The 22559-nt window shown below is 40.1% G+C and carries 18 protein-coding genes; 11 read left to right on the forward strand and 7 right to left on the reverse strand.

Features of this window, described 5'->3' with window-relative positions:
- Positions 1-25: 25 nt before the first annotated feature.
- Positions 26-868: a CPBP family intramembrane glutamic endopeptidase gene (locus FJR37_RS17140; protein WP_168466619.1), complete on the reverse strand. Its 843-nt coding sequence runs from the start codon at positions 866-868 to the stop codon at positions 26-28.
- Positions 869-925: 57 nt separating this feature from the next.
- On the reverse strand, positions 926-1207 hold the full coding sequence (clpS, locus tag FJR37_RS17145) for an ATP-dependent Clp protease adapter ClpS (protein WP_027401430.1): 282 nt from the start codon (positions 1205-1207) through the stop codon (positions 926-928).
- A gap of 272 nt (positions 1208-1479) precedes the next feature.
- On the opposite strand from clpS, the gene FJR37_RS17150 reads away from it, so the two are divergent.
- Complete coding sequence (locus FJR37_RS17150) at positions 1480-1830, forward strand: hypothetical protein (RefSeq protein ID WP_174763444.1); 351 nt, start codon at positions 1480-1482, stop codon at positions 1828-1830.
- An 81-nt stretch (positions 1831-1911) separates the two neighbouring features.
- Here FJR37_RS17150 and FJR37_RS17155 read toward each other — a convergent pair whose 3' ends face one another.
- A complete protein-coding gene (locus tag FJR37_RS17155) occupies positions 1912-2109 on the reverse strand; it encodes a hypothetical protein (protein WP_015078743.1) in 198 nt (65 codons plus the stop codon).
- Between the two features lie 654 nt (positions 2110-2763).
- Here FJR37_RS17155 and FJR37_RS17160 point away from each other — a divergent pair.
- The 3 genes from FJR37_RS17160 to FJR37_RS17170 all read left to right on the forward strand — a co-directional run bounded on the left by FJR37_RS17160 (position 2764) and on the right by FJR37_RS17170 (position 9935).
- Complete coding sequence (locus tag FJR37_RS17160; protein ID WP_168466620.1) at positions 2764-5385, forward strand: TIGR03960 family B12-binding radical SAM protein; 2622 nt, start codon at positions 2764-2766, stop codon at positions 5383-5385.
- Between the two features lie 1545 nt (positions 5386-6930).
- Positions 6931-9099, forward strand: a complete 2169-nt coding sequence (locus FJR37_RS17165; protein WP_168466621.1) for an Rne/Rng family ribonuclease — start codon at positions 6931-6933, stop codon at positions 9097-9099.
- A 179-nt stretch (positions 9100-9278) separates the two neighbouring features.
- Complete coding sequence (locus tag FJR37_RS17170; protein WP_027401434.1) at positions 9279-9935, forward strand: ribonuclease HII; 657 nt, start codon at positions 9279-9281, stop codon at positions 9933-9935.
- 57 nt (positions 9936-9992) lie between these two features.
- Here the strand turns inward: FJR37_RS17170 and FJR37_RS17175 are convergent, their stop codons facing one another.
- Positions 9993-10604: a DUF1997 domain-containing protein gene (locus tag FJR37_RS17175; protein ID WP_168466622.1), complete on the reverse strand. Its 612-nt coding sequence runs from the start codon at positions 10602-10604 to the stop codon at positions 9993-9995.
- A 107-nt stretch (positions 10605-10711) separates the two neighbouring features.
- Between FJR37_RS17175 and pheA the strand changes: the two genes are divergently transcribed.
- The 4 genes from pheA to FJR37_RS17195 all read left to right on the forward strand — a co-directional run bounded on the left by pheA (position 10712) and on the right by FJR37_RS17195 (position 13723).
- Positions 10712-11575, forward strand: a complete 864-nt coding sequence (gene pheA, locus FJR37_RS17180; protein ID WP_168466623.1) for a prephenate dehydratase — start codon at positions 10712-10714, stop codon at positions 11573-11575.
- 114 nt (positions 11576-11689) lie between these two features.
- Positions 11690-12427 carry a GDSL-type esterase/lipase family protein gene (locus tag FJR37_RS17185; RefSeq protein ID WP_254434595.1) on the forward strand — a complete coding sequence of 246 codons (738 nt, stop codon included), beginning with the start codon at positions 11690-11692 and terminating at the stop codon, positions 12425-12427.
- A gap of 640 nt (positions 12428-13067) precedes the next feature.
- On the forward strand, positions 13068-13283 hold the full coding sequence (locus FJR37_RS17190) for a hypothetical protein (protein WP_027401438.1): 216 nt from the start codon (positions 13068-13070) through the stop codon (positions 13281-13283).
- Between the two features lie 17 nt (positions 13284-13300).
- On the forward strand, positions 13301-13723 hold the full coding sequence (locus FJR37_RS17195; protein ID WP_027401439.1) for a PIN domain-containing protein: 423 nt from the start codon (positions 13301-13303) through the stop codon (positions 13721-13723).
- Between the two features lie 7 nt (positions 13724-13730).
- Here the strand turns inward: FJR37_RS17195 and FJR37_RS17200 are convergent, their stop codons facing one another.
- From FJR37_RS17200 to FJR37_RS17210, 3 genes are all read right to left on the reverse strand, one after another.
- A complete protein-coding gene (locus FJR37_RS17200; RefSeq protein ID WP_027401440.1) occupies positions 13731-14936 on the reverse strand; it encodes an ABC transporter permease in 1206 nt (401 codons plus the stop codon).
- A gap of 171 nt (positions 14937-15107) precedes the next feature.
- Positions 15108-16430, reverse strand: a complete 1323-nt coding sequence (locus FJR37_RS17205) for an efflux RND transporter periplasmic adaptor subunit (RefSeq protein ID WP_168466624.1) — start codon at positions 16428-16430, stop codon at positions 15108-15110.
- 97 nt (positions 16431-16527) lie between these two features.
- The gene (locus tag FJR37_RS17210; RefSeq protein ID WP_168466625.1) at positions 16528-18339 is read right to left on the reverse strand and encodes an ABC transporter ATP-binding protein; all 1812 of its coding nucleotides are present in this window, start codon (positions 18337-18339) and stop codon (positions 16528-16530) included.
- Positions 18340-19498: 1159 nt separating this feature from the next.
- Between FJR37_RS17210 and FJR37_RS17215 the strand changes: the two genes are divergently transcribed.
- From FJR37_RS17215 to FJR37_RS17225, 3 genes are all read left to right on the forward strand, one after another.
- Positions 19499-19849 (forward strand): hypothetical protein, encoded by a 351-nt coding sequence (locus FJR37_RS17215; protein WP_168466626.1) that lies wholly within the window; start codon positions 19499-19501, stop codon positions 19847-19849.
- A gap of 191 nt (positions 19850-20040) precedes the next feature.
- Positions 20041-21171 (forward strand): TOMM precursor leader peptide-binding protein, encoded by a 1131-nt coding sequence (locus FJR37_RS17220; RefSeq protein ID WP_168466627.1) that lies wholly within the window; start codon positions 20041-20043, stop codon positions 21169-21171.
- 42 nt (positions 21172-21213) lie between these two features.
- Positions 21214-22551, forward strand: a complete 1338-nt coding sequence (locus tag FJR37_RS17225) for a YcaO-like family protein (RefSeq protein WP_371416131.1) — start codon at positions 21214-21216, stop codon at positions 22549-22551.
- The last annotated feature ends 8 nt before the right edge of the window (positions 22552-22559 follow it).

The following is a 22559-nucleotide window of genomic DNA, read 5'->3' on the forward strand; positions in this document are numbered from 1 at the left end:
TCGCAATGACTGTAAATATTTTTGTTCAATTACTTATACTCTTCCCTGTCACCTGCTGTTTACTACCTATCCACCAAGCTAGTCCACCCATAAACAGCACTCCCATAACTCCCTGCAAAGGATTATTATTTACACCAGTCACCCAATCAGGAACTTGACCCGAATATTTAGTTAATTGTCCCACATTAATAATGTAATAACCCCAAACTAACCCACCATGTAAACCAATTGGTAAGCCTAAACGTCCCCGTCGCCAACGTTTTCCCCATACCTGCGTTAAACCCAACAACACCAAAGCCGGAAACTGGGGTAAAGTATGAATAATTGCCTCCAAAGGTTTAATAAAATGGGATACAGCAAATAAAATTGCATCTATCCAGAGAGCAATATTTAATTTATAATCTCGTTGTAACTCATCCAATAACCAACCCCGAAATAATAATTCTTCTGCAAAACCCACCCCAAAACCAACTAATAAACCTTCTAAAATTATTCTCCCTAAAAATACTTGTGGTTGTTGCCATATCAACCAACCCAGTACACCTTCTAAACCAAATAAAACTAAAACAGTAGTTAGTCCAATAGCCAACCCCTGCAACACATTCACCCCATTCAGGCGTGTAAATTCTAAACCATAATGGCTGAATATTTTTGGTTGCTGATAAACTTGTGTACCCCAAATATTCAGCAGAAAAATAAACTCTACATATAATATAACCAGAGTTAAAATACTTTCTAAATTAGTATCTTCAACTAGCAAATAAATTGGTACAGCTAGGGGTAGCCATAAAAACAGTAAGGCCAGTATAAAACAAACTAGCCTCACAGGAACGGGGTATTGGGTAAGTTGAGTGAGATTAATTTTCATAAAGTTAGTCAATTATCATCAGTCAACAATATACTGCTAATGACTAATGACCAAAAACTATTCTTCTGGTTCAATCGTACTACTTAAACCATGATTGTTGAGGGTTTCAGAATAGAACTCCGCGTGTTCTTGAGCGCAAGTAATAACCAAAGCTAACCCGTTATGGTGAGCTTCCATCATAATACTAACAGCTTGCGGTTGGGTAATGCTATTAACAGTAGTCATTAGCACTTGTACAACATACTCCATCGGATTATAATCATCATTATGGAGCAAGACGCGATACTGAGGCGCAAGCTTGCGGGATGTAGAACGCTTCTCAATGGTTTCGACTGACACGGTTCTTTGCTCTTTTATCGTTGATTTACTACAATATATTCCTGTTAAGCAAATGCTGAACAGTTATTTACTTCTGCATTGCCGTATTTCCATCTTAAAATACCTTTGGCGTTGCTGAGAAGCTTTTCCTATGACATCATAGCACAAACACAAGAAATTTACATTAATAATTGGGACAGAAAAATTTTCCCTTATTTTCTATCTCATCACTGGCAACGGGAATTATTAAAATTAAGGAAACTGCCACACAGAAGTCAATACTCTAGATAGTTATGGATATCAGCCCAAAATTTCAACCAGGACAAATTGTATCCTTGGATTATAGCCATCAGCATCTTTATGCAGAAGTTATTGAAATCGTCGTTTCCCGACAATTGTGTTGGGTGCGTCCTTTACTGCTTGTGAACTCTAACTCAGGATTACCACTTATAATTGATTTACAAGGTGTATCAGATTTGTTCTGGCCACTAGATTTGTTTAAACCGGCTTTAGATACAGAAGTTATTGCTTTTTTAGGGCAACTTTTTCCTAAAGAACTAAAATTTGAGCCTGATTTAGTAGCTAAACAACAATTTAATTTATTTATTCATCAACTGTGGCAAGCATATCAACAAGGACAATAAACATAAAGAGACTTAATTGCGTAGGTAATACTAGCAACATAGGATGTTAATAAGCATCTTCAGTACCTTCCAGCACGAGTATTATCCCCAGGTAGGAACTAACTGTACCCGACCAGCATCCATCTCTGCCATTAGTAATTCTAAAGCTTCATAGTCAACATCAGAGATATGACCTAGCTTTGTTAATTCCGAGTTAATCTCATTTTCGATTTCTGGCGTTAGCTTGCGGATATGCAGGGCTTTTTCTACCAACTGACGAATCACGTATCGAGTTTTCATAACAAATAAACCAAATTGCAGTTACTAGTCATTATCTAAGACAATGCTCGGTATAAAAGGTGATTTATACCTCTCGACCCTGTGATTTAGATCACTACTAAATAATCAAGACCAGTTATTCGGTAACTCTGTTTTTATCAATGACAAGGGTAAAAGTCAAGGTGGACAATTACAGAGAAATTTTCCTGAAACTACCTCCATTCACAGTTTCAGCAAGAGTAACTGCTATAGGGACAGATGATTAATCTGCATTCAGAAGGCATAAGTAGATTGTTTTTTAACTTGCTAAAAAAAAATGTATATATAATTACACTTTACCATTGACTTATGACAATCTTTAAATAAACCCAGTCAAGCTATAAAGATTGAGTAAAGAGACTTCAAACTTGTAGCCAAGTCAGAAAAAAAAGTTGATCTTTAAACAAGATGCAAATTTACACTTATAAAAGCTTAGACGATAATGTCAATATAATTCCTAAAATTTTACGCCTTTGCTTCTGGAAGCCTCTGCACGTGCCTCTTTCAGAGGAACTTTGTTAACGCGCAGCGTGTAGGCATAACCTAAATAAAATTATTGAACTCCAGTCAAAATCTCTAATTAATGCTAGTGTTGGGGTGGTTAGCTGTAATTTATGGTAGCTAGAAGATAGCAAAGTGGCTGTTTTAGTTGAACAATTAATAACATCGGATATTTTAAAACCTGCCCGTTACCTGGGTAATGAGCGTTTAGCAGTCCATAAACCTTGGGATACGGCAACAATCCGTTGGGTTTTGACCTATCCAGAAGTGTATGAGGTAGGGGCATCAAATTTAGGGCATATCATCTTATACAATATTTTGAATGCCCAGCCTCGCCAGTTATGCGATCGCGCTTATCTACCAGGAGCGGATTTAGCCGCCAAACTTCGCACCACGCAGACACCCCTGTTTGCAGTGGAATCTAAACGGTGGTTGACGGACTTCGATATTTTAGGCTTTAGTCTCAGTTACGAATTAGGATGCACCAATATTTTAGAAATGTTGGACTTAGCCGGAATCCCCGTGACTAGAGAAGAACGGTTACAGGGAAATTACCCGCTAATTTTTGCCGGTGGACAAACAGCAACCTCTAACCCCGAACCCTATACAGATTTCTTCGATTTCATGGTTTTGGGAGATGGTGAAGAACTACTTCCCGAAATTGGCTTGGTTTTAGAAGAAGGGAAAAAATCAGGCTTGAGTCGTCAAGAACTATTATTAGACTTGGCGCAAATTCCTGGTGTCTATGTGCCGCAGTTCTATGAGATGGGTGTAGGTGGGGCTGTATATCCCCTGCGTCCAGATGTACCCAAAAGAGTCCTCAGAAGAGTCGCCACACCCATTCCTGCCTATTCTATCGGCTTAGTTCCTTATGTAGAAACAGTACATGATCGCCTCACCATTGAAATTCGTCGCGGTTGTACTCGCGGTTGTCGCTTCTGTCAACCAGGAATGCTAACTAGACCAGCGAGGGATGTCGAACCGGAAAAAGTGGTAGAAGCTATAGAAAAGGGAATGCGGGAAACTGGTTACAATGAGTTTTCCCTCTTGTCTTTAAGTTGTTCAGATTATTTAGCCCTACCAGCGGTGGGGATGGAAATAAAAAATCGCTTAAAAAATGACAACATTTCCCTCACCTTACCTAGTCAAAGAGTAGATAGGTTTGATGAAAATATTGCCAATATCCTGGGAGGTACGCGCCAAGGTGGGTTAACCTTTGCCCCAGAAGCGGGTACACAAAGAATGCGGGATATTGTCAATAAGGGTTTGACAAATGAAGAGTTATTGCGGGGTGTAAAAACAGCGTGGTCACAAGGTTGGGATAAAATTAAGCTGTATTTTATGATTGGGTTACCCGGTGAAACAGATGCCGATGTGATTGGCATTGTGGAAACGGTAAGATGGTTAAAGCAAGAATGTTGGGAAAAGGGCAGAAGATCCTTAAACTTCACTTTGACCATTTCCAACTTTACCCCCAAACCCCATACTCCCTTTCAATGGCATTCAGTTTCCACAACTGAGTTTGCGAGAAAGCAAAACCTACTCAGAGAAGAATTTCGGGGAATGCGGAATGTGAAAGTAAATTTCACGGATTTTCGGATCTCGGCGATGGAAGACTTTATTGGTAGAGGCGATCGCACTCTGGGGAAAGTGTTACATCGGGCTTGGAAATTGGGTGCAGGCATGGATGCTTGGTTTGATAATGTAGATAAAGCCTTTACAGCTTGGGGAACAGCCATTACCGAAGCCGGTCTAGACTGGAAATACCGTCAAGTGGAAAATGGCGAATGGAATCTGTTTGCTGTCAGCAACAACGAACAAGAAACTCTATCACCTCTGGATACTCCCTTACCTTGGGATCATATTGATACTGGCATTGATAAAAAGTGGCTGCAACAAGACCTACAACGCGCTCTAGAAGCTGCAATTGTCCCTGACTGCTCTTTTGAAGGTTGTTCTCATTGTGGAGTCTGTGGCACTGATTTCGGTCATAATGTGGTTATGGCTGCACCACCCATTCCCAGCTTTGCCGGCGATTTTGTCCCCAACACCACCAAAGCCCAACGATTGCGAGTATGCTTTGGTAAACAAGGAAATATGGCTTTAGTCAGTCACTTAGATTTGATGCGTCTATTTGATCGAGTTATGCGCCGTGCCAGTTTACCCATCACCTTCACAGGTGGTTTTCATCCTGGACCGAGGATTGCTTTAGCCAGTGCTTTAAGTTTAGGTGCTACCAGTAGTGGAGAAATAGTTGATTTTGAGTTGACTGAACCAATTGATGTGGCAACTTTTCATACCCAATTGGTTAAACAACTACCTACTGACATTCCTGTGTATAATGTGGTAGAAATAGACATCAAGTCTCCCTCCGCTACCCAAAAGCTAGAAGCAGCCGAGTATTTACTCACATTGTCTACAGCCCAAAGCGAGGGACAATCGGCACAATGGCAAAACTGGATTGAGACTATTAAACATCAAGAGGAGATTTTATCGGCACATACAACCAAATCCGGTAAACAGCAATTAATAAATCTGCGCGATCGCCTGTGGGAGATAGAATTAATTTCAGTCTCTCACCAAGAATTAGACTCAACAGCCGTTGTGCGTTACTTGGGTAGCTGTCGTCCTGATGGAGTGATCTTGCGTCCTGAGCAAATCTTGTCTATGCTAGAAACAGTGGCAAATGTAGAATTTCACATCTTGCATATCCACCGCCAGCGTCTAGTAGTCTGTCAACCCGAAAATGACGGGTGAAGGCAAGCAGGGGGAGAAGAGAGGCAAGGGGGGCAGGGGAGGGAAGAACAGAAGTTTTTTCCGCTCATTACCCGTCAAAATAAATTTGACGAACTTCTAGTTATTGGCTAACTTGCTAGTAGTTGTCAAAAATTAGCACATTGTAGGAATTGATTTTTGGCAAGGTTGCGTTAGAATAATGATCAAGAGAAATTTTCTGGCACTGCATTGAATGACTTGATTCACTACCTGCGATCATCACAGGAACGAAGGCAAAGATATACAGTAGATTGCAAATTAATGAGGTACAGGATCTAAATTCAAAGCCGGACAGCAAGCCAGTTTTACCCCTGACTCCTGACTCTGTTAATTCTGCCGTAAGAATGTCACTTCTAAGATTGTATCCCAGAGAAACTCTACTGCTGATTACAAATCACAAGAAATAACGAATGGCACGGAAGCCACTTGGCTTTAGACAATGGAGGAAGTGCCAACGGCGAATTTATTCGCAGTGACATGATAGAACTAATGAGCTAGTAGGAGTAACTATCAACGCAAAGAAGTGTTTTATTAAGGAGAAACCCCTGATTTATCTCGTCTCGGCATAGCCGTAGCCTGGGTAAACAAGCAATGGTTAAGCATGGAGCGTTTAACACTAAAAACTGATGGAATCGGAAAGCACTAAATCAATCTAAAAGCAAGCACAATTGCAATACCTGTCATACTAGTAATTGTTTTGAGTGTCTAGGGGGGTACTTGACTGTCCCTTTTAAGCAAGTCTTAAAGAATCCGCGTGTCTTCAGACCGCAGAGTGTCAATAACAATAGCTTTCGTTAACTTCTCCATTGACCGATCCAAGTCCATCTCTTAAATAAGACTTGCTTTTATTGCGGGCTTTTAAGCAATTGCTATGAATGCAAGTGTGTTAAATTGTAAAAGTGCAACACAAGTATTGACAGAGATTACAACCCTGCCATAATTCTTACAAGGATGACCACATGAGTTATCTGCACCTAGCTAGACTTTCTAGTAAAAACACGGATAGTGAATCCAGTGATTAAGGCAGATTTCCCTACATCGCCAGATGGTAAACCCAAAGAGATACCGTATCTAGACGCAGAGGTTTTTTGCCATGCGTGTGTTATGTCAGAAGTCAGGAGTCAGCGAGTCAGGAGTAAAACCCTGGTTGGGGATGAGTTTCATGATTAATTGATGTCCTAACTACCTTGTGTGTTGCTATATTTAGATATGGTCAGCTTTACTTAATGAATCTTAACTTTGAAACAGATATCTACGGATATCCAAAGTTTAAATAGCAGCGTATAGTAGGGGAAATCAGCCAAGGGCGGTTGATGGAAGTTCTTAAACTATATGCAGTTATCCAGGAATAATCCGGCGTGTAAACGCAATCACAGTATCATTAGCTCTTCATAACTTTGCAGAGCTACTCAAGTTGGAATTTTTTATTACTAGTAGCGTCTTGTAGCAGCGACCGTTAGGACAAGCGGGATAACAAAGAAATTCCTGGTAATTCCCAGCGGTGCTGCCAATTTTTGAGGAAATTGAATGCCAAAACAAATTATCATCGCGGAGCAGTATCAAATTGCTGCTGTATTTTCAGAAGATCAAATACAAGAACTCGTTGTAGCTACGGGTCATCACCAAATTGGTGATATCTATCTGGGTGTAGTAGAAAATGTATTACCTGGGATAGATGCGGCTTTTGTCAATATCGGCGATCCAGAACGCAACGGATTTATTCACGTCACTGATTTAGGTCCATTAAGGCTGAAACGTAGTGCAGCAGCAATCACAGAACTGTTGACACCACAACAAAAAACCTTAGTGCAGGTGATGAAAGAGCCAACCGGATCAAAAGGTCCCAGGCTCACAGGTAATATCACATTACCTGGACGTTATGTAGTGTTAATGCCCTATGGACGAGGGGTAAATTTATCGAGACGGATTAAAAGCGAAAGTGAACGTAATCGCCTCAGAGCTTTGGCTATTTTAGTGAAACCAGCAGGGATGGGGTTACTAGTACGCACAGAAGCAGAAGGTAAGCCAGAAGAAGCCATTATTGAAGATTTGGAAGTGCTGCAAAAGCAGTGGGAAATTGTCCAGCAAGAAGCAGTGACTTCCCGTGCGCCGGCTCTACTGAATCGTGATGATGACTTTATTCAGCGCGTTCTTAGAGATATGTATGGTAGTGATGTGAATCGCATTGTTGTTGATTCCAGCACTGGCTTAAAACGGGTAAAGCAGTATTTACAAAACTGGAGTGGTGGACAAACACCCCAAGGATTGTTAATTGATCATCACCGCGATCGCTCACCCATTTTAGAATATTTCCGCATCAATGCCGCCGTCCGTGAAGCCCTCAGACCGAGGGTAGATTTACCATCAGGCGGTTATGTGATCATCCAACCAACGGAAGCTTTAACCGTCATAGACGTGAACTCCGGTTCATTCACCCGTTCGGCAACTGCTAGAGAAACAGTGCTGTGGACAAACTGCGAAGCAGCAGCGGAAATTGCCCGTCAGTTACGGTTGCGGAACATTGCAGGTGTGATTGTGGTTGATTTCATTGATATGGAATCCCGTCGTGATCAAATGCAAGTTTTAGAACACTTTAACAAAGCTCTTAAAGCTGATAAAGCCCGTCCCCAAATTGCCCAACTGACTGAACTAGGTTTGGTGGAACTTACTCGTAAGCGTCAAGGTCAAAACATTTATGAATTGTTTGGCGAAACTTGTCCTACTTGTGGCGGCTTAGGACATACCGTCAGATTACCTGGAGAACTAGAAAACCGTCTGCCTATCCCGGCTGCGGACATCCCAGAGCGATTTGTACCCATGCCTCAAAGGGAATCTCGTCCATCTGCACCCACTACTCGCATACCTGATATCGGTAGTGTGCCACAAGTGACACCAAAAGATGTCTATGATGGCTTTGGTGATGGATTTGAAACTGAACCGGAATTTAGTTCTCTGCATCTGATCAATCATCCTAGTTACCAAGAATTAAATGATAAGCGTCGTACCCGGACCCGCCGTAGCCGCATTAGTGTGAATGGTGGTAACGGTAAGGATGAATCCCGCTTACCTAGTAATCCTCTAGCTTTTGTTAATGATTCAGATTTAGACTTAGAAGAACCTGAATTACCAATACCAGAAATCTCTCCCCCAACTATTAATAAATCAGGTTGGACGGAAAGACCAGAACGGACAAAGGTAAAATTAGACCCGATTAAGGTAGAACCACCAGAGGTGATTACGGTGGAAATGTCAGCAAAGGAACAGGATACTTATGCTGAAATGGGAATTTCTCCTTTACTCAAGTTAGATCGGGAGGGAAAAAATCCTAGATCGGTGATTATCAATGTTGTGCAACCAGGACAATCACCTATTGAAAAATCTGAAGTTGTTCCTGAACCAATTGTTACCGAAAAAACACTTCCTGAAGTTGTCGCTATTAAACTACCGACATCAAAATTTGAGATAGAAGAAGATTCATCCTTTCCACCATTAGTAATATTTCCAGAATTGACAGAAATTCCTGAAGAAAAAGCAACTAAAGCTGAAGGAAAAATAGAAACTGAGAAAGAAACTAAAGTTGAAGAAAAAACGGAAATTGAAAAAGAAATAGAATCTGATAGTAATAGTAGTTCTATTCCTAATCGTCGTCGTCGTCGTCGTTCATCAGCCTTAGATACAGATGGTTTCGGACTGTGATTTTCATGATTTGTGTGATTTTTGTGATTAATTAATTAATTAATTAATTGATTAATTGATTAATTGATTGATTGATTGATTGATTAATGAATTAATCAAGTAAATCAAATCAATGAGATAAATCATAGTTCCGATTAATCATCTACATCAAATAAATCAAACAAATCATAGTTTAGACAATGGCAGACATTAAACCTGCATCCTGGGATAATTCGAGTTGGTTAGAGTTTTCTACTTACTCAAATATGCAGGGTGCAGTTGGGGGTGTAGATGAGGTAGGTAGGGGCGCTTTATTTGGGCCTGTGGTAGCAGCGGCAGTTATATTACCAGTAGACGCTTTATCAATACTGATGTTAGATAACATTAAGGATAGTAAAAAGTTGTCTAGTTCTCGGAGAACTAAACTGGCTCAAAAAATTGCCACGTTGGCTGTAGATTGGAGAATTGGTTATGCTACAACGAAGGAAATAGATGAGTTGAATATTTTACAGGCGACTCTTTTGGCTATGAAGCGGGCTGTTTTGAAGTTGCGGGTAAAGCCTGAACTGTTTTTGATTGATGGTAATCAGTTGGTGAAGAATTTGCCAATACCTCAAGAAACAGTTGTCAAAGGTGATGAGCGATCGCTTAATATTGCCGCAGCTAGTATCATGGCAAAGGTTTGGCGTGATGATTTGCTGCAACGGTTAGCGTTAAAATATTCCCTGTATGATCTAGAAAAAAATAAAGGTTATGGAAGTCCGCGTCATTTACTGGCACTTCAAAAATACGGACCTTCATCTTTACACCGTCGCTCTTTTCGTCCCTGCCAAACAATTTTAGATTTTAGATTTTAGATTTTGGATTCCCAGTTTTTGAGGACAATTGCCAAATTTGCCTTATTTTTCCATAAACTACTCAAAATTTAAACTTGGTAATATGGCTTGCACCACGCTACCGCTATCAGTGATGTTGTGATCAGTTTCGTTATTTTGAGTTTGTGAGATTACCCAATGACGATAATCTGCTAAGAGGTGATGTAACAATCTTTGCTTAATTGTTAGTAATACACTTTTGAGCAATCCATTCCCTGTAGTTTCTAAAATTGATTTGGGTGTAAAGGAAAATGGTTGCGGTATGTCTACTAAAACTTCCAAATCAGCTTTCCCTTGCAGGTAAGTTTCACCATTGAGTTGAACTGGTGACAAATAGCCTTTTAAATTCAGTGCAAACCTTTCGTTAATATACTCAAAACCCAATATCTCACAACCGAGCGATCGCAAATAAATTGTTCCGCTTGCATCCGCCCAAACTCTCATGTCTACAGTTGGCTGAATACTCAGTGACATAAAAGACAAAGGACGCATTTTTAATCGAAAACCTTCTTCAGAAAGTTGTTGAATTCTTGTATTATCAGCTAAGGCATTGACTAAACGTTGAGGCTGCCGCAGGTAGTGTTGAATAGGAATAGATTGCTTAGGAACGGAAATTTCCACCGATTGAGAGGCAATAAACTTAGTAACCATGAGCAAATTAAACCATTTGTTTTTAATTGTAATATTTTTTAACAATTTGAATTGCCAAAAATCTAACTTTTAATTTATTATTCATCAAATCCGCCAAATTTAACAGCATGAACCAGAAAATCGCTCATTTAGGTCCGCCAGGAACTTATGCCGAACAAGCGGCTTTTTTTTATCTCAACTGGTTAAAAGCCCATTCGGACATTAATTCTCAAAAAAACTTTGAATTATGTCCATATTCTACCATTGCTCAGTCCCTACAAGCGATCGCCGATAAACAAGCAGAAGTAGCTGTTGTCCCGGTGGAGAATTCTATTGAAGGTAGTGTCAACATGACAATGGATAGTTTATGGCAATTGGGGAATTTAAAAATTCAGTTAGCTTTAGTTTTACCAATTCAACATACATTAATTTCCTATGCTACAAATTTAGATAATATTAAAACTGTCTATTCTCATCCTCAAGCGTTAGCGCAATGTCAAGTATGGTTATCACAGTTCTTGCCAAATGTCAATTTAATTCCCCGAAATTCAACCACTGAAGCACTACAGGGATTAGAAGAAGAGGTAACTACAGCAGCTATATCTTCTAGTCGGGCGGCACAATTGTATAATTTACCTATTCTTGCCAGAGGGATTAATGATTATCCAGAAAACTGCACTCGGTTTTGGGTAGTAAGTACGGAGGAAAATCATCCCATTGATTGTACTCATACATCTTTAGCATTCAGCGTACCAGCTAATATACCGGGCGCATTAATGAAAGTATTATCAGTATTTGCTAGTTTAGGTATTAATCTGAGTCGGATTGAATCGCGTCCGACAAAACGTTCTTTAGGGGAATATTTATTCTATTTAGATATTGAAGCAGATGTAAATGCACAAATTATGAAATCTGCTTTGGAAGAGTTGCGAAATTATACAGAAATTTTGAAAATTTTTGGTAGTTATAGTGTGTTACCAATTAATTTATAATTGGGGAAATGCAAAAAATCAATGATTGGGCGCAGGGCCTGCGCCCCTACTTTGTGGTAATAGTGTAAAAATATATAGAATATTCTGAAAATATCCATTACATTACTTTTTGAAATGCCAAGTTTTCCGACTTCTACCTTAATGCAAATATCTGTAGCGCCAAAACTTTGTCAACCTTTAAAGATTGTCGCCTTGGGGGATAGCTTAGTATATGGATACGGTGATCCGGAGAAAGGCGGTTGGGTGGAACAATTGCGACGGTGGTGGATGTTACCGGACAGTGTGGGTCATGTGCTTTATAATTTGGGGGTAAGGGGCGATCGCACACAGCAAATATGCCAACGTTTAGAAGCAGAATTTCGTCACCGGGGAGAAATCCGCAATCGTGTCCCTGACTTGATTATTTTGTCTGTCGGTGTTAACGACACACCTCGGTTAAGAAGTCCCAACGGCAGAAATTACACAGATTTTAGTCAGTTTGAATCAGAAATCGCTACATTGCTGGATCAAGCTCAAAAACTCTGTCCTGTGCTGTTTGTGGGGATGGTTCCCGTAGACGAAAGCAAAATGCCCTTCCTTGATTGTTTATTCTATAATCATGCCGACCAATACCGCTACAAAGAAGCAACACGACAAGCTTGTGAACAAAAACAGATTCCCTATTTAGATATTTTTGATCAATGGATGCAGCGGAGTCAAGGATGGAGAAGCGATCGCATCACCAGCGACGGACTGCATCCCAACACCCTGGGTTATCAAGACTTGTTAGAAGCCGTACTCAACTGGAAAGAATTATCCCAATACCATTGTCAAGCTGATTATCGGGCAGAATTGCAGCAGGAGTTAAGATAAGTTGGCTGTCAGAAATCGCTAACGCCACGCTTCGCTATCAGGATGTCCAGGATTAAAAGATGAACAGAATAAAAACAGGGATTTTACAGCACTTCCCGATGTTATGAGGTACAAATGGCAGAGTTTGGGTTTATGGTCATTGTAAACCCCTGCCCTCCAAAAATCCACCCGATTAACCCTCCCGTACCGCTACCGTAAAAAGATATTTTGATAGTAGAAAAATATTTCTCAACGACGCTATAATAAAAAAATCTATACTTCAATGAATAAGTAATTGTCAGTAACCCAGCCCTAAAGGGACTGGGCTTGCAAGAGTAATCAAGCAAGCCGTGCTGACCAGACCACCCTGAGCGTAGTCGAAGGGTAGCCGTTATTTGAGTCACGACACCCCGGAATGCGAAGCTAGTTCCCTGCTCTGTCATTTGCAATTAAACAGTTTTAAGGTCACTGAAACAGTGTTGCAAGTCTAACAAGCTCTTATAACTGGTCGAAGCTAACATCACCCCAGAAATGGGAGTTGGTTTCCAGATTCCAATCAAAAATCTGGTTTCAATTTTAATATCCACAGCGGTTAAAACCGCACGTGTCGCTTCCCTCTCAGGTCTAAAGACACTGAGTTTCCCACTTACCGCGAGGTCTTATGAAAAAAATAGAAATAGAACTAGATCAAGAAACTTATGACAAAATACAACAACTAACCCAGACTAATCATTGTCAAATCTCAGATTTAATTAAAGCAATGATTGAGCAATTGACTCAACCAGAAATTCTCAACGATTCATTTATTGGCAAATGGTCAGATGATGCAGAATTAGTTGATCAAATGATTGAAGATATGTTAAAACATAGAACCTAAAAAATGCCAAATTAACAGTGAAAAATAAAACTTTAATTGATACAGATATTTTGTCAGAAATTCGCAAAGGTAAAAATCCCCAAGTTATAGCTAAAGCGATTGCTTATAAAACTATTTTTAAACATTATACGATATCTGTAATTACAGTTTCAGAAGTTATCAAAGGATGGAGAAAATTAAACCGCAATGATCGGATTCAGGAATTTTTAATAGATTTACCACAAATGGAAATTTTATCTTTAGAACAAAAAAGTGCTGAATTATCTGGATTAATTTACGCTGATTTAGAAAAAACTGGACAAACTATAGGATTAGCAGATGTATTAATTGCTGCAATTGCTATAGAAAATAATTTAATTCTAGTAACAGGAAATACTAAACACTATCAAAAAATTCAATCATTAGGTTATCCTTTGCAATTAGATAATTGGAGAGATTGATTTAGAATCAGCCACTTCTGAGAGCGACAATGGGGTCTAACATAGCAGCTTGTCGGGCGGGAAAGACACCGAAAACTAAGCCTATGCTACCAGATATTGTCACAGCCACAGCGATCGCATATAGAGGAAATTGAGGAGTTAAAGGCGTGAAAAATGCCAAGGGGATAGTTCCCCCAACTCCTAAAATTATCCCCAGCAAACAGCCAGAAAGAGAGAGAATAATTGCCTCAATTAAAAACTGCGCTAAAATATCATTCTGAGTTGCCCCAACTGCCTTGCGTAAACCAATTTCTTGAGTGCGTTCAGTCACAGAAACTAACATAATATTCATAATGCCAATTCCACCTACTAACAGAGAAATGGCAGCAATCAAAGCTAATAATAAAGATAAAATACTAGTCACCTGAACTACCAATTCTTGAAACTTTTTATTAGCGAAAACAGCCACATCTTTCTTACCATGTAGTCGAGCCAGAATATTAGTAATTTGAAAACCTGCCGCGCGAACACTATCTCTATTTTTTGCAGTTACTAAAATATAACTGAGAGGAATATCAGATATTGATCTACGTCCAACTAATCTATTAGCAAATGTTGTCAGTGGGACAATTGCAGTTTGATCCAAATTCTCCCCAGCAAATGCACCCTTTGATTGCAATAAACCAATAACTTGAAACGAGATATTATTAATCATCACTTCTTGTCCCACAGGATTTTCATCACCGAACAACTTGCGGCTAGTTTCTGCACCCAAAACAGTGACTTGAGCCTGTTGTTGCTGTTGTTTTTGATTAAACATTCTACCAGTGGCAAGAACAAGATTTTGCACAGCGAGCAAATCAGACGTAGTTCCTTTAACAGTTGTTGATGTTAATTTATTATTAAAGCTAATTGGCATTTTCTGCTCATCTATAGGAGCAACTTTGCTAACACTAGGAACTTGAGCTTTAATTGCTTCTGCGTCTGATAACACCAATTGAGCATCAGGAAATTTCATGCCTTCATCATCTTCAAAATTACTATATACCGTGAGTTGATTTGCTCCAAACGCCTCAAGTTTGCCCAATACAAGATTTTGTGCGCCCTGTCCAATCCCAATCATACTAATAACAGAAGCATTGCCAATAATTATTCCCAGCATAGTTAGTCCGCTACGGAGTTTATTAGCAGCGAGAGTTGCAAAAGCCATGTTCACACTTTCTAGCAAATTCATAATTTAAAACGATAAAAAGATAAATTTCTTCTGCTGACTCCTTACACCAAGAAACCTGCAAATAAAAAACACCCAACCACCTAAAGCAAAAAATTTCTTAAACTCTCATTCCTCCGTGTTCTCTGTGTCTCTGTGGTTCGTTTATTTAAGTATTTTTTTAATTAGAAATCCCTAAGATCCCATAGGACGATCAACACCATCAATTAATTGATTAGCTGGTGGTTGGATAAAAACCCGTTCACCCTCAGAAAGTCCGCCCAAAATTTGCGTTTTATCACCAGATGTAATTCCTACCTGTATCGGATGAAATTTGGCTTGATTATCTTTGTCTGGTAACAATACACCCACTTGCCCCTCTTTACCAGAAACCACAGCAGCCGAAGGAATTACCAAAGCATTGCGAATGTCATTTACTAGAAAAGTTAACTTCACATTTAGCCCTACCTTGAGTTTATCTTGACCCGTTGCCAAAGCAATCTTGACTCGCATAAATGTGACATTTTCTTCCTTAACTCCTCTGGGGGCAATCAAACGGACTTTCCCTTGAAAAACTTGATCAGGAAAAGCATCAAGGCGAATTTCTACAGGCTGATTTTTCTGAATCTGCGCCATATTTACTTCGGGAACTTTAGCTTCTATTTCCAAACCACTGGATAATTCAGCAATGGAGGCGCTAGTTCCCCCTTCATTAGTGGAAACAGAAGTATTTGGAGTTACAAAGTCCCCCGCTTGGGCAAAACGTCGGGTAATTAAGCCAGAGAAAGGAGCGCGAATGAAAGTATTTTCTAACTGATTTTCGTAAAATTGTAATTGGGCAGTTGCTTGAGCTACTTCAGCACCGGCTTTGGTAATTTCCTCAGTTTGATAACCGGAAAGTAGTTTTTTCAGTTGTTGTTGGGCAGATATCAGACTAAATTTAGCTTGTTCTAAGTTATCCTTGGCACTTTTTTCTTCATTTAAAGCCGTATCTAGTTCATCACGGGAGATTGCTCCTTGAGATACAGGATATTGCCTACGCTTAACTCGTTGAGAGGCTAATACCAAGCGAGATTGAGATTCCCTTACTTGCGCCGTGTACTTACGGACATCAGCTTGAGCGATCGCAATTTCTTCCGGTCTATAACCCTTACGCTTTTCTTGTAATTCGGCTTTTGCCTTCCATAACAGCGCTCGGTACTGATTCACCTGGGCTTGAAAGGCTTGACGCTCCATTTCTGCGATTAATTGTCCTTTTTGGACAGAACTACCTTCATCTACATAGAGTTTGGCAATTCGACCGGCTTCTCTTGGGCTAATGTTAATTTTGCGAACTGGTTGCACGACTCCATTGGTTTTGATTTTAATGTTTAAGTTGCTGGTAGTCACAGGGACTGTCAAATCTGTAATATCTTTTTTGCTGGGTTGATACCAATGGCTAAAGTAAGCAATACCCATTCCAGATAAACCAAATGCAGTCAGCCCAATGAGCCAAGGAATCGGATTTTTGATGTTCATGGCTGATGGAATAACGAACCACAGAGGCGCAGAGGACACAGAGAAATGAGAGTGGAAGATGATTTCTGCGTAAGTCCTAGAATTAAGTTTTTTTGTATTACACTCCGTACTGTTCTACTTGCATATTCCATAGGGATGTATATTCGCCTCCCAGTTGTAAAAGTTCTTGGTGAGTGCCATCTTCAATTAAATGACCATCTTTGAGGACTAAGATGCGGTCAGCCATTCGCACTGAGGCTAATCTGTGGGTAATTAGGATGGTAGTTTTCCCTTCCGCTAGTTCCACAAAGCGTAGGTAAAAATCACACTCGCTGCGGGGGTCTAGGGCTGCGGTAGGCTCATCCAGAAGGAGTAGTTGGGCTTCTTGGCGGACAAAAGCACGAGCTAGAGCTAATTTTTGCCACTGTCCTCCAGAAAGTTCTGTACCGCCAAACTGTTTACCCAATTGTGTATCTTCTCCACTGGGAAAATCATCCACTAGTTTGACGATATCGGCTTTTTCTACTGCATATCTGAGAATTTCTCGATTTTCTAGGGCGGCTAGGTTTCCTAAGGCGATATTTTCTCCCAGGGTGAGCGAGTAATGTCCGAAATCTTGGAAAACCCCGGCTATTTGCTGTCGCCATTGGTCTAAATTCAAATCTCTGAGGTCTACACCATCAACGATAATCCGTCCTGTGGTGGGGTCGTAGAGCCTGGTTAATAGTTTGACTAGAGTGGTTTTACCTGCGCCATTTTCTCCAACTATGGCTACTGTTTGTCCTGGGTAAAGGGTAAAGGAAATATCCTTGAGTGCTAATCTACCATCTGGGTAGTGAAAATCAACTTGATCAAAGGTAATACCTGTACGAATCGGAGTGGGGATTTTTTCTCCAGGTATGTTCAATACCATTGGGGTGGGACTGTCGAGAAAGTTGAAAAACTGCTGCATATAGATAATATTCTCGAATAAATCCAACCAATGACTGACAAATCTTTCTAAATTATTCTGGAAGTAAGTTAATGATTGTACGAATAAAAGGACACTTCCTGGGCTTAACTGTCCTCTAAAAGCTTGCTTGACTACCCAATAGAAAGAAAATCCGTTTCCTAATGTACTGAGAATAGCTAAACTAGATGACCAAAATGCTTGTTTACCTCTCAGATGACGCATAGATTGATGTAAAGATTGAAATGCTTGCCCGTAAAGCTGCATAAAAAATGCACCTAGCTGAAACAACCTGATTTCTTTGGCATAGGTATCAGTGAGCATTACTGTCGTGTAATACTGCATTTTTCGAGCTTGGGGACTGTTTTCAAATAAAGTGATCCAAATCTCTCTACCATATTGGGAAGAAACTACGATCTGGGGTATAGTGGCGATCGCAATTACCAATGGTATCCAAACAGCCAGGGGAATTAATAGCCCAATTACCACGATTAAAGTAATCAATGAGCGGCTTAATTCCACCAAATTTTCAACTAAGTTTAAGGGTTTATAGCTAACTTGTTGTTGAAGAATTTGTAACTCATCATAAAATTCAGCATCTTCAAATCGGCTCAAGTCCGAAAAACTATCAGCTTTTCGCATTAATAATAAACTAATGTGAGCCGCTAATTTATCATTGAGATTTCCTTGAAGTGCCAATATCCAAGGATAGAGAAGGTTTTCTAATAGCAAAGCTCCCACCCATGCTGCTACTAAAAGCCACAAAATTGAATCATCTAATGCTTTACCAGTTGTTAAGGCTGTAGCGACAGTATCTACCACTAGTTTGGTAATCCAAACACTAACCCCAGGAAGAAACCCTTGCAATAAGGTTACAGCAATCAAAAACACCATTTCTTGAGGTGCTGCTGTCCATAACAAGGGTAAGGAACGCCATAAAACTCTACTATAATCTTCCACCCAAACTCTTAAATCACTCATTAATTAACCCTGATTTTTTTTATAAGCTGTTAGATAATTCCCTGATTTCCAAAAGTTTGATATTTTCTAAGTAATAACTAGATTCATTACTTGGGAGAGATTCTTCAAAAATAAAATATGCAGTGATCAAATTTCATCCCTTTTAGTGCGTAGTTTGAAACCCTTGTAGAGACGTTCCATGGAACGTCTCTACAATCTTTACCGGAGAAGTTTAATCATTTACTAGCAAATTTATCAGAGATTTTTCGGATTCTGCTGTCTATTAACTTAATATCTTACTTTTGAAAATTTTTGTTCTCCACTTCTTAAGGATGAATATTTTAAAATTTTTCAACTGTATGCTGTCTGACAATCTTACTAAAGGAGTAACTATAAAGAAATAGAACTACGCTTTTAAATCAGCTAAGTAGGTTAGCATTGAAAATTGTCGTTATGGGAAGGCAAGAGGCAATCATGCAAGAGTGAAGAAGCTTTGGGCGATTTTACTTTTCTTTACACACTTTGATTTTATTGTGTTCACCTACCTATGAGCATTATTTTAAATTGGCTTTAACTACAAAATTACTTTGAATTATAAGAATTTGATTCATCATTAGCACAATTTTACAAATTGAGCCTGAATCTATTAAGAGATAAAATAATACTACTCAAGAAAGAAGAAAATTGTCTGAAAAAAGATATTCTTGTAGAAGTTGGAAGGGAACACCAAAAAATAAATTACCCAATTTTGTGGGATGGGCATCCTGCCCTTCCTTGATGATTAGCGGGCTTTTTGTCCCGCACCGCAAGAAATTTTTGCGTATTTTTTTAATTGGAAGTCCCATAAGCAAATGAAGACATAATTGGCAATTCTGACCATAGCAATTTTCCTAACGGATAAGGTTTTACGAAATATAAATCTCATCTGATACTTCCCCGCATTGATTATAAATTGGTTTTGCTCTTTTGTGGACTAGTGAAATCTTAAGAATGAGTCTTCATGCTTTTTAACTATATCTGTATCGGGATAATAGTTAGGCATTAGTGATTGCTTGATTTTTTGATTATTTTTCAAACTTGTGAATACTGAATGACTCAAAAAATCATCACAGCTTTTCATGAACTCAAATACAGATATGCAAACAGGTTATTGAATTCAATTTAAAAGGAGTAGGTGACAATGCTGGCAGAAAAAACACTGAATCAACCAACAATAGAAATGCGTTTGGTAGATCAAGCCGACAAATTAGAGAAACTTCTGTTGTCTGAGGAGGAAATAGCAACTTTAGAAAAATTAGCAATGTCGGGAGTATTTGACTCTGAAACCACCCAAAGATGGTTTGCTAATTGCGGTGGATGCGGTGGATGCGGTGGATGTCGCGGATGTCGTGGTTGTGGTGGCTGTGGATGCCGTGGCTGCGGATGTCGTGGCTGTGGTGGCTGTAGACCTTGCGGCGGATGTGGTGGCTGTGGTCATGCAACAGTATCAGGTGTGTTGGAAGACACTGATGAGGTCGGATTTGGATACTAACTAAACTCAGCGATATAACGATAGTTTAGTAATTCTAGAAACCGAGTTTCTTGAGTTGAAAATCATTGAACTTGGCTAGAAAAGTCAACAGAAACCCTGCTTTTATCCAATATTTTTTGAGTAGAAAAAACAGGGTTTTTCATTTTTCTGATTGCTATTGATAGCAAGATTCAATTTTTGCAATAAAGTCTATGAAATTAAATGATAGTCAGAGGCTCCGGCTACTAGAACACGTTGTTATCAACGTGATGCCGGCAGATTGCAGTGGCGAAGAAAGTATGATATTTAATACAACACGGCGAACCCTGAGAGTACAGGGTCAAGCTCTGCATAATGTAGAAAAAATTGTTTTACCTTTACTAGATGGCTCTCGCACAATAGGAGAAATCCGCGATGCTATTGGCGAACAATTGACCGATTCTTCTCTAAATCAATGTTTAGAGTTTTTGATGGACAATCGCCTAGTGGAAGAGTCTTTGGAAAATCCAGATGATTTAGATAGTCGTGCTTATTTACTGCCTCAAATTAGTCTTTATCATGAATTAGGCTTTAACCAAAAAGATGCTCGGAAACACTTAGCTAATGCCAGGATTGCTGTTTTTGGACTGGGAGGTTCGGGACTGATAGCAGCAATTAATCTGGCTACTGCTGGTATTGGTTTTGTCCGTTTGTGCGATGATGCCTGTACCCTGCCGTCGGATTCCTTGATGATGTCAGGCTCAGTATTGAATAAAATTGGCGCTTTTCGGGGTGTGGAAGCGGCTCGACAAATTGAAGCCATTGGTGGAGTTACTCAAACTGAGATTGTTACAGATAGTTTAAATGACGATACAACCATCAATCCTTTGTTGGCGGACGTTGATCTGGTGATTGTTGCTACTGATGCCGTATCTGTAAATCTAGCCTATCGTCTAAATAGACTATGCCTGAAGATGCAGCGCCCATTGCTACCGGGTGGGGCGGCTGGAATTGAGGGAAATGTCGGTCCACTAGTTTTTGCCAAGGATGGACCCTGTTATCTATGCTATCGAATGCGGTCTATGGCTTGTTCTAAGTTTCCAGAGGCGGAATTGGCGGTTGAACAGTTGCTCAACCGGGAACGGCGTTCTCAACCACGACTACGGGAAAATTTACCGATAGGTCAGATGTTGGTGGGAAGTTATATGGCTCTTGATGCGGTGAAGATGATGCTCGGTCTACCTATGGCTACTGACGGAAAATTACTACATATAGACTTACTTGGTACAAAGCTGACTCACAATGTTGTTCTCAAGAAACCAGGTTGTCCCCATTGTTCACCAAAGAAAGGGAACAGGGAATAGGGAACAGGGAACGGAAAAAGATAGGAGATAGGAGAGAACACAGTGAATACAGCGATTTCGCAGAGCGCAGTACCAGGGGCGATCGCCAGTCCCCGCTGGCAAGATTTAGTCAGCCCCCATACTGGCATTATTCGATCCTTAGATAGATTCACCAAGCCTTATACAGAGTTCGATTTTCCCGTTTTGTGGCAAGCCGAATTAGCCAATTTCCAGCTTCGTAAACAGCAGGATGATTTACGCTACGGTGTCGGCAGAGGTATGACAGATGAACAAGCCATTTTTGGGGCTGTAGGCGAAGCTATAGAAAGATACTGCGGCGGTATTGTTGATTATCGGCAACTAATTGTTAGTAACTATGAAGAATTAGGTAATCGTGCCGTTTCTCCTGCGGTTTTTTCCCCCTTTTCCGACCAACAATACTCTGACCCAAACTTCCCTTTTCCAGTTTTCAATCCGACAATGCAGACTTCGTGGATAAATGCCCTTTCTTTATCCAGTAACCAAGAGGTTTTAGTTCCAGCCTTCTTGGTTTATTTGGACTGGGACGGCAACCAACCAGGAGATCATATTTTACCTGTTAGTTCTAACGGTATGGCTAGTGGACCGACTTGGGAGTTTGCAGCCTACAGGGGTTTGTGCGAATTAATTGAACGTGATGCTTTCATCATTACTTGGTTAAATCGTCTCCCGGCTCCGCGCATCTATTTTGACCACTTGCCAGGAATTGAGACGGAAATTGCCCGCCACTATGCCCGCTTTGGCATTGAGTTAGTTGTCTTCCAGTTGATTACTGATATTCAAGTCCCAGTTTTCATGGCTATGTTAATTGACCGTTCGGGCAAAGGTCCCGCTGTTTCCACTGGTATGGGATGTCATCTTGATGGAGCAACGGCTTTTCACAAGGCAGTTTTTGAGGTTTGTCAAGCTCGCTTTGGTGACATAGAACGGATGAAAACTGGGGCTGGGACTAATCTCCATCAATATAGTGATGTTCAGAATTTGGATGATCACAACGCTTTTTTCTATACAACCTCTCGGTTGAGTGAGTTGGATTTCTTATTTCATCATCATCAATCTTGCCAAGTTGAAGATTTACCAATTTATGAACCTAAATCAGAAGCGGAGAATTTGCAATCAGTAGTTGCCAAGTTGAATTCAGTGGGTGTTGAACCTTATGTAGTGGAAATTACCGCCCCTGATATCGCCTCTCTTGGTTTCCGAGTCGTGCGGACTTTAGCCAGTGAATTAGTTCCTATCTATTTTGGTTATGGACAAGAGCCACTGGGAACTCGACGGTTGTTTGCAGTCCCAGAAAGGTTAGGTTATGGTGGCCGACGTACCAAAAATGACTTGAATCCCTGCCCACATCCGATGGCTTAAAACGAGGA

The sequence above is a fragment of the Aphanizomenon sp. UHCC 0183 genome (assembly GCF_009712065.1).
Lineage (GTDB): Bacteria > Cyanobacteriota > Cyanobacteriia > Cyanobacteriales > Nostocaceae > Dolichospermum > Dolichospermum heterosporum.

Excerpts from the sequence above, each read along its gene's own strand:
- FJR37_RS17140 (WP_168466619.1), bottom strand. The coding sequence starts at position 868 with ATGAAAATTAATCTCACTCAACTTACCCAATACCCCGTTCCTGTGAGG.
- FJR37_RS17150 (WP_174763444.1), top strand. The coding sequence starts at position 1,480 with ATGGATATCAGCCCAAAATTTCAACCAGGACAAATTGTATCCTTGGAT.
- FJR37_RS17155 (WP_015078743.1), bottom strand. The coding sequence starts at position 2,109 with ATGAAAACTCGATACGTGATTCGTCAGTTGGTAGAAAAAGCCCTGCAT.
- FJR37_RS17165 (WP_168466621.1), top strand. The coding sequence starts at position 6,931 with ATGCCAAAACAAATTATCATCGCGGAGCAGTATCAAATTGCTGCTGTA.
- FJR37_RS17170 (WP_027401434.1), top strand. The coding sequence starts at position 9,279 with ATGGCAGACATTAAACCTGCATCCTGGGATAATTCGAGTTGGTTAGAG.
- FJR37_RS17175 (WP_168466622.1), bottom strand. The coding sequence starts at position 10,604 with ATGGTTACTAAGTTTATTGCCTCTCAATCGGTGGAAATTTCCGTTCCT.
- pheA (WP_168466623.1), top strand. The coding sequence starts at position 10,712 with ATGAACCAGAAAATCGCTCATTTAGGTCCGCCAGGAACTTATGCCGAA.
- FJR37_RS17185 (WP_254434595.1), top strand. The coding sequence starts at position 11,690 with ATGCCAAGTTTTCCGACTTCTACCTTAATGCAAATATCTGTAGCGCCA.
- FJR37_RS17190 (WP_027401438.1), top strand. The coding sequence starts at position 13,068 with ATGAAAAAAATAGAAATAGAACTAGATCAAGAAACTTATGACAAAATA.
- FJR37_RS17200 (WP_027401440.1), bottom strand. The coding sequence starts at position 14,936 with ATGAATTTGCTAGAAAGTGTGAACATGGCTTTTGCAACTCTCGCTGCT.
- FJR37_RS17205 (WP_168466624.1), bottom strand. The coding sequence starts at position 16,430 with ATGAACATCAAAAATCCGATTCCTTGGCTCATTGGGCTGACTGCATTT.
- FJR37_RS17210 (WP_168466625.1), bottom strand. The coding sequence starts at position 18,339 with ATGAGTGATTTAAGAGTTTGGGTGGAAGATTATAGTAGAGTTTTATGG.
- FJR37_RS17215 (WP_168466626.1), top strand. The coding sequence starts at position 19,499 with ATGCTGGCAGAAAAAACACTGAATCAACCAACAATAGAAATGCGTTTG.
- FJR37_RS17220 (WP_168466627.1), top strand. The coding sequence starts at position 20,041 with ATGAAATTAAATGATAGTCAGAGGCTCCGGCTACTAGAACACGTTGTT.